Source organism: Paenibacillus zeirhizosphaerae (genome assembly GCF_030705605.1).
Classification (GTDB): Bacteria; Bacillota; Bacilli; order Paenibacillales; family Paenibacillaceae; genus Paenibacillus; species Paenibacillus zeirhizosphaerae.
In genome coordinates this window covers 61380-74276 of record NZ_JAPCKK010000004.1, presented here as the reverse complement: position 1 = coordinate 74276, position 12897 = coordinate 61380, and the positions used below count along the sequence as shown (strand labels likewise).

Below are 12897 nucleotides of genomic sequence, written 5' to 3'. Positions count from 1 at the left end.
TTAACTTCCGGTGTCCCGATCATAACGCTGGCGCAACGCTTCCGCCTGCTGCTGCAGCTCTGCGGAAGCTATATCGCGCGATGAGTCGGAATCCAGCAGCAGACCTCTCCTCTGCAGCATGCTGCGTAAGGAATCGGCATAAGCCTGTACGGACGGCACCCCGGCCAATTCCTGCAGGCTTCCCATCGTGCCCCGTCTAACTTCGGGATAACCCGTGTCCGAGCTTCGCGCCGCCTTGCTGTAGAAGCGTCTTACTTCATCGGCACGGGCCTCTCCGCTGCCCTCCACAATAATAAAAGCGGTGATGATATACGCCTTGGCCTGTCTCCGTTGAGCAATCCCGCAAAACTTGCGTCCACTGATCGCGATATCATAGTCTCCGGGGCAGAAGGAGCCGGCGATTTCACCGGCTGCCGCTGCTGTTGACCATGGAGTCAAGGCACCACATATAAGCTCCGCCATTAGACGAAAATCATTATGGATGTTGATGGAGTGCTGCGGATTCGGGAGGATCAGCGACAGATTCAGCACGCCTTCATCCAGCAGTACTGCTGCCCCTCCAGACGGTCTCACGCATACCGGAATCCCCTCCCCGCGCAGCTCAGCCATCGCTTCCCCGGCAGCGGCGAGCCTGCGATCACGGTGGCCGATCACCAGCGCTTTAGGACAACGCCACATGTGAAGCAGAGGCGCTTCCCCCCGACCCACCTGCCGGCAGGCCAGCTCCTCCCAAGCGAACGGCCGCCATATATCTCCCTGCAGGTTCCAGACCCCTCGATCTATGATATGAAGCCCAGCCAGGCCATCGCCCAGCTGCCACTCTATTGTCTGTTCAGCCATACGAATTCCTCCTTGAGACGATTGTACCACGTTAGTGCCATAAGTGCTGGCATCCCCGTGCATAAACAAATACAGCTACAATAGATACCAGGGATTCTTCCCAATATAACGTAGAGGAGTACCGCCTTTGTTCCAAAGGGGCTCAGCAATTGGAGAAATGCTTCGTTCTTGGAGCATCTCAAACAATCTCAAAGCATACAAAAGAGCGCCTCAGGTCATTGGACCTATGAGACGCTCCCTTTCATGATCGATCTATATATTACCCAATTTCATTCCTTCATCAGTGACAGAAATTCGGCCCGCTGTGCCGCATTCTCACGAAACGACCCGCGAACGGCCGAGGTGACTGTCTTGCTGCCGGGCTTTTTCACGCCCCGTGCGCACATGCACAGATGCTCCCCTTCCACAACGACCATCACACCATGAGGCTCTACCGCCTCCATGAGCGTGTCCGCGATCTGGGAGGTAATGCGCTCCTGCACCTGCAAACGGCGTGTTATAGCCTCCACGAGACGGGCCAGCTTGCTCAGGCCTACAATTTTACCGCTTGGGAGGTAGCCTATATGCACTTTCCCGAAGAAAGGAGCCATATGATGCTCACACTGGCTGTAGTACACGATATCTTTAACAATAACCACTTCCTCATGGTTCTCGTCAAACGTCACACCCAGCACTTCACGGGGGTCCACCTCATAACCGGCAAAAATCTCCTCATACATCCGCGTGACGCGGGCAGGGGTTTCGAGCAGCCCTTCACGGTCCGTATCCTCACCAATCAGCTTCAGAATCTCGCTGACATGGTACTCGATTTTATCACGGTTATCCGCCACTTGGCGGTTCGTATAATCTTTGACTCCAGCCACAGTAACCCTCCTACGCAGCATCAGGTAATGGTGCTATCCGTATGCTCGTTATTTTCTGCGTCCCTGATTTCTGCGGGTGCCGGGTTGATTTTTGGAAAACTGCTGGTTTTTCATCATCTGCTGTGCTCTCTGCATTTGCTTGCCGTTCAGGTTGTAGCCCATCTGCTTGGCCATTTTTTGCAGTGCCTCAGGATCACTTTGCATTTTCTCCAACTGCTTGCGCAGGTAGTAGACTCCAATGAAAAATCCCCCGACCAATCCGAGAATCAGAGTAACAATTGGAATGACAATATTCCATACCACGAAGACGTCACCTCTGTATATTTGCTGTCTCATCTTTAAATTATGCTAATTTAACGCACTAGCATATAATAGCATTTTCACAAGCCATGGGCAAACGAAAATTTGCGGGGTTCAGGCCATGACTGCATCGATGAAAATGGTGGTATGCTGAGCCAGATCGATTTCCTTGACATCCAGATCATGACCGCTTTCCTTAACCATTCTCACGACTGGTCTGCCAGGCAGTCCGCGATGCTGACGCACAACGACGCCCGCTTCCTTTGTGGATAATTTCACCGCCGTGCCGTTCGGGTAGACCGAAATAATACGGGTGAATTCCACCAGCACCTTATGGTCAAGCACTGTGCCCGACATGGCCATCATTTTTTCACAGGCCTCATGAGGCAGCATCCGTCCCCCGTTAAAATCATTCACCAGATTATCGTACGTGTTGGCGACCGCCACAATTCTGGCATTCAGATGAATTTCTTCAGCAGTAAGACTGCGGGGCATGCCTGTCCCATCAACCCGTTCGTGGTGCTGCAGGGCGACATGGGCAACCATGAGGCTGAATTCCCGCTTGTTCTTAAGGATTTCAAAGCCGGACCAGGTGTGATGGGATTTAAGGATATCCTGCTGCTTTGCCATATCCGCCGTTCCGGTCTTGCCTATATCATGCAGAAGCGCACCGATCGCCAGATCCTTCAACTGTCCGTAATTCAACCCCATGTTGATGCCAATAAGCGTGGACATTAGGCACACGTTGACCGCATGCACATACTGGGCATTATCGGCTGTGCGGATATCGGTCAATTGCACGAGCGTTTCCTTGCCGTTCATGACATCTTCAAGAATGCGATCCACGCTGACGTTGACCTTTTTGGTGCTCCAGTCCTTGCCGGAGCGGATGGCTGAAAAAGCGTCATTCATTTCCTGAATCACGACCAGCTTGGTGGCATCCGACAGGATGTCCTCCGGCTCAACATCATCAAAGTCCGGGTCCTGTATATACAGCATCGTGACGCCGATACGATTCAGCGTGTTAATCATGAAGACGGTCAGTTGCACCCCGGCGGATAGCATCACCGTGCCATTGGACGAATACACTGTTTTGCCAAGATACTGGCCTGGCTCCACGCTTTCAATACTTACGTATTTCATTAGAATCCCCCTGGCCGCAGCGCCTGTATTATTTTTTGGGGAGTCTTCCTTCGATGGACAGCAGCTCCGCCTTCGCTTGCAGCCCGCCAGCGTATCCGACAAGACTTCCATCCTTGCCTGCGACACGATGGCAGGGTATAACAATCGGCAGCGGGTTTTTATTGTTAGCGCCTCCGACAGCCCGCACGGCCATCGGTCTGCCGATCGCTTCCGCAATCGTTGTGTAGGAAACGACATCCCCATAGGATATATCGGCAAGTGCACCCCATACTTGTAATTGGAAAGGAGTTCCGCGCAGATCAAGCTGCAGATCAAAGCCCGTCCGTGTACCTGCAAAATATTCGCGCAACTGCTGCATGGCTTCGGCCAGACGCTCAGGGTCACGGGCAAATCCATATTCGCCTACCCGCGTCCGGGCCCATTGCTGGAGAACAGCCTGTTTCACATCATAGGCCCCGAATTCAATCCTGCAGAGTCCCTGCTCCGTACTACAGACGGTTAAGATACCTATAGGTGAGTCAAGCTCGTCATAATAGATCGTCCTCTGGTCCGGGTGCTCTGTATGGGGAACGACCGTCCCCTGAAGTTTACGCGAACCGGATAAAGCATGCTGCTCCGGCATGTTCTGTGACTGATGCTCCATCAGTGCGGAAGCCGCCTGTCCGATCATTTCCTTCACTTTCTCATGCTGTTCTTTCTCCGATGCGTCGTTGATCGCCTTCATCGCGTCTTCCCCTCCTATTCGGCTTAATGCCCATGCAGCCGTTCCGCGCAGCTCAGGTCGGGGATCTGAGAGCAGAACCTCCGCCAGTTGAGGAACGGCTGTAATGTCTTTAAAATTGCCGAGAGCTATCACTGCATTACGCTGAATCGGTTTTTTTCCTCTCCAGGCTGCAGAGCTGCTGCCAAAGCGCTCCTTGAACTCACGGTTACTCATGTCAAGGAGCGGCAGAAGCAATGGTTTGACAATTTCGGGATCAGGAGTCAATTCAGGGTGCCTATCCCAGTTCAACCCCCGGTTCTTCGGACATACAATTTGACAGGTATCGCAGCCGTACAGACGGTTGCCGATTTTGAGCATAAACTCCTCATCCAGAAACCCCTTCGTCTGGGTCAGGAAGGAGATACACCGCTGGGCATTGAGTTGCCCCGGTCCTACAAGTGCTCCCGTCGGACAAGCGTCAATACATTTGGTGCATTCTCCGCAGCCATCAGTCACCGGCTGATCCGGCTGAAACGGAATGTTGGTGACCAGCTCCCCGAGATAAATCCAGGAGCCGAGCTCCGGAGAAATGATGGCGCAGTTCTTGCCGCTAAAGCCAATACCCGCACGCTCCGCCACGGCCCGGTCCACCAATTCCCCCGTATCGACCATGCTCTTGATCACGGCTTCCGGCACACGCTCGCGAATAAATGCTTCCAGGCGCTCCATTGCCTCGCGGAGCACCTGGTGGTAATCCCGTCCCCATGCCGAACGAGCCAGAATGCCACGGTACCGGCCAGGCTCCGATTTGGGTGGATTCTTCAGCTTGGACGGATAGGCCACGGCGATCGCGATCAATGACGCGGGCTTGGCACCGTCCAGCGCGGGGTGTATACGTTTCTCAATATCCGGCTCCTCGAAGCCGGATTCATAACCTTTGGCCCTATGCTCTTCAAGAATGGACTTTAATGATACAAAAGGGTCTGCGCTCGCGAAACCGATGGAATCGATTCCAAGCGACGGCGCAGCCTCTTGAATTTCTTGTTTGAGTGTGTCCCAGTACGAAGCGCTCCCGGAGACACAAGCATGTTCATGCATCATTCCGAGTCACCTCTCCTAGTCAATATATTCCGTGAAACTTTACGAACAATGATCCGTACAACTAGAAAAGCATATCTCCTGCCGGATTGCAATGGTCAGGGAGATATGCCTCAATGGTAATTTTCACAAGCTGCAGCATGTATATATTATGAGTGGAATTAGTTCGGAGCCAATATGCTCAATTTCTGGAAGGCTTGCAGGATCTGACTTGCACCGTAGCCCATTGCCTCATAAAGCGGCATGGCAGCCTTGTTGTGCTCATCACCGGCTACCCAAATCCGGCTTACCTTACGCTGCTGAAAGCGCTGCTCCATTAGTTCAACCAAAGCCTTGCCAATGCCTTGGCGGCGATGATCCGGATGGATTGCGATACGGTAATAGCAGCCGTGGTTGTGGTCGATTGTTCCGATCAGAGTACCTACCAGCTCTCCATCTTCTTCAGCCACAAGAATTAAATCGGAATCCCATGACAGTTGGCGAGCAAATACCTCTATCGTTTCTTTGTAACAATCTTCCGACAAGGAAATTTGCATCAGTTCAGTCACCCGGCTTGCATCACCCAACTGAAAAGAACGAACGCTCATACTACTATCCCCTTCGTTTTAGCATTGTTAGATCTAACTAGCCATAACAAAAAACTGCAAAAACACTGGAAGAACCAGTGCGTTCCAGTATTTCAAAGGCCGGCATAGAGCTTTTTTTACACAAATCATGAATATTTTAAGATTATAGGATTTATAATTTCAGCAGAAGCTGAGCAATTCTATAATCGCGGCCGCATACAATACATGATGTGCCGCAGCTTCAAACTTCTCTATTCTGTTCTCTCTCTAATCTTCTCGAAAAAATGTGTCCTGTCCCTAAAACGACAAAAAAGAACACAAATAAGGCAAGTTAACTGCTTCTTGACCATTAAACCACAATTTACTTTGTTTTTCACCCATTTTCTTTTGTAAGCGCTTAATATTAAGCGTTTTTATTTCTTCTCTTCTCTGGCTTTATCTTCAGGTATAAACATAGTTGAACAGGAAAGCCTATTTTTTAGCCGACTTTTTTCAGCACGGATTTTCTAAACAAAAAAGTTGATTAAATAGGCGGAAAACGTTTAATATAGTTGGTGGGGGTTATTTATTACATATGAAGACCAACATCAACCACTAATATCAGGAGGGATTTTATTATGGCATTTACATTACCGGCACTTCCTTATTCCAACGATGCGCTTGAACCACACATCGACGCGTTGACCATGGAAATTCATCACGACCGTCACCATAACACTTATGTAACGAATCTGAACGCTGCACTGGAGAGCGCTCCTGAGCTGCAAAGCAAAAGCCTTGAAGAACTGATCTCCGATCTGAACAGCGTACCTGAAAGCATCCGCACGGCTGTCCGCAACAATGGCGGTGGACATGCTAACCACTCCCTGTTCTGGGAAGTTATCGGACCAAACGGCGGCGGCGAACCTACCGGTGCAATCGCTGAAGCGATCAGCAACGAGCTGGGCGGTTACGACAAGTTTAAAGCAGACTTTACAAAAGCGGCTACTACCCGCTTCGGCAGCGGCTGGGCATGGCTGGTTGTCGGCAATGACGGCAAATTGGCAATCACTAGCACAGCTAACCAAGACAATCCGATTATGGAAGGTCAAACGCCTATTCTGGGCCTTGACGTATGGGAGCATGCTTACTACTTGAACTACCAAAACAAACGTCCTGACTATATCGGCGCATTCTTTAACATAATCAACTGGGACGAAGTGAACAAGCGTTACGCAGCAGCGAAGTAAGATTTGCAATTAGCTGTAGCGAATGTAAAAAAGCTGACTTTCGGCATAATGCCGGAAAGTCAGCTTTTTTTGCTTCTTTATGGCTTTAGACGGAATAGACCTGACGACCTTAGGGTTACTTATTCTTGTCATCCTCTCCGTCTTCGCCTTTGGACATGGATCGAAGTGCCTCACGGTAGCTATGATCGGGGCTGCCTCTGTCCCCATGATCACTTTCCGCACGCTGAGTCGCTTGCTTTTCCCGCTCTGCAAAACGCCGGATAGCATCCCTGTAAGCGTCGTCCGCTCCCGATTCCCGCTCACCCGATTCCTGGACTCGAACCGAGCTGTCTTTGCTCTCCTCCAGCTTAGACGCCTCTTTCCTTTCCGGCAGCCTCTCTTCTATAGCCTGTTTGCTTCTTGTCTTGGCAGGCTCCGGTTTCTGTCTGCTATTCCTCTCGGCCTTCCGTACATTTCGTGTGTTATACACAAACAAGAAAATCAACGCCGCCGCAGCCAGCACCAAAAAAGCGATAAACATGCTGTGCCTCCTATTCTGCAAACCGCCCGGTAAATTTCATGGCCGTTTCCGCGATCCGCTTGCCAAATGCCCTGCCAAGAGCAAGATCAGTCTCGCTCGGCAAATTGGGCGAATCCTCCGGTGAGATTTCCACAGGACAGGTGACCCCCACTCCGTAATAGGATCCATATAGCGCATTCTCTGGATTATTGGACGGCATGCCTACCACAATCATGCCCTGATGAAGCATAGGTGTGATCAAATTGAGAAGGGTGGATTCCAAGCCACCATGTACAGTTGCCGTAGTACAGAATACACCGCCTATTTTATTGACAAGCTTGCCCTGCGCCCACAATCCCCCCAAGCGGTCAATCCATGCCTTCAAACCGCTGCTGATCGTTCCGAAATGACCTGGACACCCCCAGATAATCGCATCCGCGTCCACTAGATCTTCCACTTTGGCGGACCTTACATGCTCCTGATGGACCTGCACCCCATTCATTCCGGCACCCTCTGCAATCGAGCGGGCCAAAACCTCCGTGTGACCGTTCTCGCTGTCGTATACCACCATGATTTTTATCAAATGTCCTCATCCTTTATAAATATCATTTCACATCGCTCTGCCTTTACTATCCCCAACACCTAAAAAAACATGAGGATATCTTGAAAAATTCAGGCATAGTTCCATTCGCATCAGGGAAGCTTACTAACAGCAACTATACGGAAGTCCAGACAACATCAGGAGTCCGGGCAGAGTGTGAGACTTGATGAAATATGGAGGGACTGTATCTATGTATCCACGCGCAATACTTGTCAACTTACTGGTGATTCTCGTCATTCTGGCGGGAGTGGCTGCTGCGGCTTATTACTACTATCAGGCCGCCAATTATATAGAAACCGATAATGCCCAGGTATCCGGCCGGCAAATTTCAATTGCCCCCTCTGTGGCAGGGAAGCTTGTAGACTGGGATGCCGCTGTCGGAAAAAACTATAAGGCAGGGGACACCTTAGGAAAGGTCGCATCCGGTAGTACACAAACGAACATTACAATGCCGGCGGTTGGGACGATCGTTCAGGAGTCCGCTGTCAATAATGCCATTGTCGGGGCAGGCACACCTATTGCCAAAGCCTATGACCTAAACAATTTATGGATTACAGCCAACATGGAAGAGACCTTAATCCGTGATCTGCAGGTTGGACAATCGGTTGATGTCTATATTGATGCTTTCCCCGACACCGTGCTCTCAGGGAAGGTCAACCGCATCGGCCTGGCTACAGCCGGGACATTCTCTCTGCTGCCATCAAGCAATACGACCGCGAATTACACCAAAGTTACACAGGTGATTCCCGTCGAAATCACCATTCAAGGGTACGAAGGCCTCGGCATCGTTCCCGGGATGAGCGCTACCATCCAAGTGCATAAGTAGGAGGTTGTCATGGAAGAAAATATGTCTCTTGGAAAGCTATTGACCGTCATGCTCCTTGGAGCTTTTATCGCGATCCTCAATCAAACCCTGTTAAATGTGGCCATTCCCCATCTCATGAATGATTTCAATGTGTCGGCCACGACGATTCAATGGCTGTCCACAGGCTATATGCTTACGAATGGTATTTTGATTCCCATCACGGCTTTTCTGATTGAATCCTACGGTACACGGGCTCTGTTTATTACAGCCATGGGATTATTTACTGTTGGGGCCTTGATCTGCGCTATCAGCACAGGGTTTACGCTCATGCTTGTCGGTCGCATTATTCAGGCCAGCGGTGCTGGAATCATCATGCCTGTTGTCATGAATGTATTCCTGACTGTCTTTCCACCGGAAAGGCGCGGAGCAGCAATGGGGATGATGGGCATCGCCATGATGTTCGCACCGGCCATTGGCCCTACACTGTCGGGATGGATTGTAGAGGAATACACCTGGCGCCTGCTGTTCATCATTGTCATCCCTTTGGCCATTATCGACATTCTGTTTGCGTTCCGATGGCTGAAAAATATTTCGAAGCTAACGTATCCTAAATTCGATTTGGCAGGTGCGATCTTCTCAACCATCGGCTTTGGTAGCCTGCTGTATGGCTTCAGCTCCGCGGGGGATAAAGGATGGAGCAGTCCAACCGTGATTCTGACCCTGGTGGTCGGAATCCTGTTCATCCTGTTTTTCATTCTTCGCGAGTTAAATATGGATGAGCCCATGCTTGAATTCAGGGTATTCAAATACGATATTTTTACCGTATCCACCCTGGTCGGCTCTACCGTGAACATGACCTTGTTCGGCGGCATGCTTCTTCTCCCGCTGTATCTGCAGAACATTCGTGGCTTTACCCCGCTCCAGTCCGGGCTGCTGCTGCTTCCCGGTGCACTGCTTATGGGGGTCATGTCCCCCATCTCCGGGGCCATCTTCGACAAAATTGGAGCCCGCCCGCTAGCCATTATCGGCCTGATCATTACCGCCATCACGACATGGGAATTCAGTCTATTGACCGATGCTACATCATATAGCCACATTCTCTTGATCTATACGATTCGCAGCCTCGGCATATCCTTGCTCATGATGTCTGTGCAGACCGAAGGTCTAAATCAGCTTCCGCCCCATCTGGGCAGCCATGGGACAGCCATGTCGAACACCATACGCCAGGTTGCCGGTTCGATCGGTACGGCTTGGCTTATTACCGTAATGAGCAGCCGGTCTACAATTCACTTGGCCGATTATGCCAATACCTCCTCATTCGGAGGCAGCACTGCCTCCGGAGTGGAGCAGTTGGGTCAGGGAATTGCCGCTTCCGCCGGAGTGCCTGCCCAGACCGGCCAGACGCTCGCCCTGCTGCAGGTATATCAGACGGCGATGACCGAATCCACGATACAAGGCATTAACGATGCATTTATTGTTGCAGCCTGTATAGCTGTGGCCGGATTAGTGTTTTCCCTGTTTCTGCGCAGAGCCACTCCGCGTAAAAAGCCGGGGCTGTAAAATGCAGAAAAAGGCTACTCCCCAGTCCAATGAGCCTGAGAGTAGCCTTTTTCTGCATTTTTTCAGTTAAGCTGAGATTCGATTAACACGGCCTCTTTACTATCAAAGTAATCCCGCAGAATGTCCAGAAACACCTTCGGAAAAGCAAGCGTCTCCATATCATGGCGGTCAATCCAGCGTATAGCCGCTCCGCTTACAGCTTCAGCCGCAGATGCAGCCTCCGCTCTATATTCGGCGCGGGATTCTGCCGCCATGTGCTTCGGGGCTTCTGCTGCGGATTTTCCCTCAAGACAGCGGAATACCCGCAGATTCCAATGAATATGACTGAACGTATGCTCCGCTTCACGCAGAAACCCGACTGGAGAGACCGGTATCCCCTCTTCCATGAGCGCCCCTGTCAGCCGATCCATGGCAGGACCATCGGGCACAGGACCTTCCATACCGGATAGAGATGAGGTGATGTGCGGCAGCTCCCACATCCGTGCCAGCAAGCCCGTTGCCGGCCGCTGCCGGACAAGGATCCGACCTACATGAGCGCCCTGCCCTTCGATCAAGGCAACGGAGCGCTGCTCCAGACGGGGCTTCTTGGCCTTTGTCTTGACAGGCAGTGTCTCTTCTCTGCCGGCCAGTCTTCCTGCACAATGCTCCATAACCGGACATGTCAGGCAGTGCGGTGATTTCGGGGTGCATACGAGCGCGCCCAGCTCCATCAACGCCTGGTTAAAATCGGAGGCTCTGCCTTCGGGAATCAGATCCCGTACCAGCTCCTCCATACCGGCCCGTGTGCTCCCCTTCATAATATCCTCTTCGATCAGAAAATATCTGGAGAGGACCCGCATGACATTCCCGTCCACAGCCGGTTCCGGCCGGTTAAACGCAATGCTCATAATCGCCCCTGTTGTGTAGGGGCCGACCCCCTTCAAGGCTGCGACCGCATTACGGTCATCCGGCACATGGCCGCCGTGCAGCTCCACGACCTGCCTGGCCGCCTGCTGCAGATTCCGTGCCCTTGAATAATAGCCAAGACCCTCCCAGTGCTTCAGTACATCCTCCTCGGGGGCCTCCGCCAAAGCCTGCAGTGTCGGAAAACGTTCAATAAAACGATGGAAATAAGGAATCACCGTATCCACTCTTGTCTGCTGAAGCATAATCTCCGACACCCAGATGAAGTAGGGGTCCCGATGTCTCCGCCAGGGCAGATCGCGTTTGTTCCCCATATACCATATCAGCAGCTCCCGGCTGAAAAAACGTCTTTGTTCTAAATTATTCATTGTGTTGATTTCTCCTGTACGGCTATTTATTCGTTATGCATTCCACCACAGCAAAGGCGGATGCTAGCTCTGACTGGTGAGTGATGCTTAAATGAATCTGATAAACCGCGTTGTCCGGCAGCGCGAGCCTTCCCCAGGCTGCCGTCGTAAGCTGTACGTCCGGTCGTCCGCCCGTTAACGGCAAAATAGTCATATCCTGAAAGCCAATTATTCTTCCTATGCCGCAGCCGAAGGCCTTCGAAACAGCCTCCTTCGCGGCAAAGCGCCCGGCTGCAAATTCGCTCAGCCTGCCTGAGCGCGCTTCCGCAAGCACCAGCTCGTCCGAAGTAAGGATACGCTGCAAAAACGCCTCACGCTGGCTTCCTTCCATAATCCGGTTAATCCTGCCGATCTCCACCACATCATGTCCGATTCCATAGATCATAGCGTTTTACCATCCTCTCTCTATACCTTCAGACCACGAAAGCCACAGCTTCCATGCACCGGCATAAAATCTATTTTAGCAGGTGGCCTATGCCATTGCGAGAGCCGTTGCGGAAAGCGGGCAGCAAAAAAGCAGCGGCTTATCGCGCCGCTGCTTATGCGAGACATGATATCAGATGCCCGGAATCGCATTCCGTTTATGGGCAGTTCTTTTATAGAAGCTTTCCAGCCGTTCACGAACAGCAGGATCGATTTCCTTGCCCTCGAGATAGTCGCTGTTGTCTTCATAGGAAATTCCCAGCTCCTGCTCGTCCGTTTGTCCTTCCCACAATCCTGCTGTTGGAGCTTTATCCAGAATAGCCTGCGGCACGCCAAGATGACTTGCAAGCTGGCGCACCTGACGCTTATTGAGGCTAGTCAGCGGCGTAATGTCCACTGCTCCGTCACCCCACTTGGTGTAAAAGCCCGTAATGGCCTCCGAAGCATGGTCTGTCCCAACAACCAGCAGATTGAGCTCATTGGCCAGAGCGTACTGGACAACCATACGTGTTCTCGCCTTTACATTGCCCTTGCCCTGCGGTGTCATCGTGCGGGACAGCTCCATTGAGGCGAATCCTTTGTCCACTATGGCCGCAATGTCATCAACCGGAGTTTGAATATTGGTTTCCACTGTATGTTTTAACTCAAAAGCCTTGGCCACTGAGTAGCTATGCTCAATATCCGATTGTGCCCCATAAGGCTGGAACACTCCCAGGGTCATGTATTCCTCTCCATGCTCCTGTGAGAGCTCGTCCGTCGCACGTTTGCACAGCCCTGCGGCCACAGCGCTGTCAATTCCGCCACTGATGGCGATTAGCAGCCCTTTTGCCTTAGCGTTCTCCACATAGCTTTTCAGGAAATCGACACGTTTACGAACCTCGGCCTCCACATTAATGGTGGGCTGGACTTTCAATTCTGCAATGATCTGTTCCTGTAAAGTCATCAGATTTACACCTC

General features: G+C 51.5%; 14 protein-coding genes. 3 read left to right on the top strand and 11 right to left on the bottom strand.

Annotated features, from left to right (window positions below; translation table 11 throughout):
• The 6 genes from OIN60_RS02315 to OIN60_RS02290 all read right to left on the bottom strand — a co-directional run bounded on the left by OIN60_RS02315 (position 1) and on the right by OIN60_RS02290 (position 5534).
• Positions 1-840 carry a lipoate--protein ligase family protein gene (locus OIN60_RS02315; RefSeq protein ID WP_305753263.1) on the bottom strand — a complete coding sequence of 280 codons (840 nt, stop codon included), beginning with the start codon at positions 838-840 and terminating at the stop codon, positions 1-3.
• 269 nt (positions 841-1109) lie between these two features.
• The gene (gene folE, locus OIN60_RS02310; protein WP_305753262.1) at positions 1110-1703 is read right to left on the bottom strand and encodes a GTP cyclohydrolase I FolE; all 594 of its coding nucleotides are present in this window, start codon (positions 1701-1703) and stop codon (positions 1110-1112) included.
• A 48-nt stretch (positions 1704-1751) separates the two neighbouring features.
• Complete coding sequence (locus OIN60_RS02305) at positions 1752-2006, bottom strand: YneF family protein (protein WP_305753261.1); 255 nt, start codon at positions 2004-2006, stop codon at positions 1752-1754.
• A 111-nt stretch (positions 2007-2117) separates the two neighbouring features.
• Complete coding sequence (locus tag OIN60_RS02300) at positions 2118-3146, bottom strand: HD-GYP domain-containing protein (RefSeq protein ID WP_305753260.1); 1029 nt, start codon at positions 3144-3146, stop codon at positions 2118-2120.
• A gap of 28 nt (positions 3147-3174) precedes the next feature.
• Positions 3175-4950, bottom strand: coding sequence for a tRNA epoxyqueuosine(34) reductase QueG (gene queG, locus OIN60_RS02295; RefSeq protein ID WP_305753259.1), 1776 nt, complete (start codon positions 4948-4950; stop codon positions 3175-3177).
• Between the two features lie 158 nt (positions 4951-5108).
• Positions 5109-5534: a GNAT family N-acetyltransferase gene (locus tag OIN60_RS02290; protein ID WP_305753258.1), complete on the bottom strand. Its 426-nt coding sequence runs from the start codon at positions 5532-5534 to the stop codon at positions 5109-5111.
• A 596-nt stretch (positions 5535-6130) separates the two neighbouring features.
• On the opposite strand from OIN60_RS02290, the gene OIN60_RS02285 reads away from it, so the two are divergent.
• Positions 6131-6742 (top strand): superoxide dismutase, encoded by a 612-nt coding sequence (locus tag OIN60_RS02285; protein WP_305753257.1) that lies wholly within the window; start codon positions 6131-6133, stop codon positions 6740-6742.
• A 115-nt stretch (positions 6743-6857) separates the two neighbouring features.
• On the opposite strand, the gene OIN60_RS02280 is transcribed toward OIN60_RS02285, so the two are convergent.
• Both OIN60_RS02280 and OIN60_RS02275 read right to left on the bottom strand, forming a co-directional pair.
• Positions 6858-7262 carry a hypothetical protein gene (locus OIN60_RS02280; RefSeq protein ID WP_305753256.1) on the bottom strand — a complete coding sequence of 135 codons (405 nt, stop codon included), beginning with the start codon at positions 7260-7262 and terminating at the stop codon, positions 6858-6860.
• Between the two features lie 10 nt (positions 7263-7272).
• Complete coding sequence (locus tag OIN60_RS02275) at positions 7273-7812, bottom strand: NAD(P)H-dependent oxidoreductase (protein WP_305753288.1); 540 nt, start codon at positions 7810-7812, stop codon at positions 7273-7275.
• Between the two features lie 220 nt (positions 7813-8032).
• Between OIN60_RS02275 and OIN60_RS02270 the strand changes: the two genes are divergently transcribed.
• Positions 8033-8668 carry an HlyD family secretion protein gene (locus tag OIN60_RS02270; protein WP_305753255.1) on the top strand — a complete coding sequence of 212 codons (636 nt, stop codon included), beginning with the start codon at positions 8033-8035 and terminating at the stop codon, positions 8666-8668.
• Positions 8669-8677: 9 nt separating this feature from the next.
• Complete coding sequence (locus tag OIN60_RS02265) at positions 8678-10207, top strand: DHA2 family efflux MFS transporter permease subunit (RefSeq protein WP_305753254.1); 1530 nt, start codon at positions 8678-8680, stop codon at positions 10205-10207.
• Positions 10208-10269: 62 nt separating this feature from the next.
• Here OIN60_RS02265 and mutY read toward each other — a convergent pair whose 3' ends face one another.
• The 3 genes from mutY to nadE form a co-directional block, all read right to left on the bottom strand.
• Positions 10270-11478: an A/G-specific adenine glycosylase gene (gene mutY, locus OIN60_RS02260; RefSeq protein WP_305753253.1), complete on the bottom strand. Its 1209-nt coding sequence runs from the start codon at positions 11476-11478 to the stop codon at positions 10270-10272.
• Positions 11479-11500: 22 nt separating this feature from the next.
• Positions 11501-11902 carry a holo-ACP synthase gene (gene acpS / locus OIN60_RS02255; RefSeq protein ID WP_305753252.1) on the bottom strand — a complete coding sequence of 134 codons (402 nt, stop codon included), beginning with the start codon at positions 11900-11902 and terminating at the stop codon, positions 11501-11503.
• Between the two features lie 171 nt (positions 11903-12073).
• A complete protein-coding gene (nadE, locus tag OIN60_RS02250) occupies positions 12074-12883 on the bottom strand; it encodes an NAD(+) synthase (RefSeq protein ID WP_305753251.1) in 810 nt (269 codons plus the stop codon).
• Positions 12884-12897: the final 14 nt, after the last annotated feature.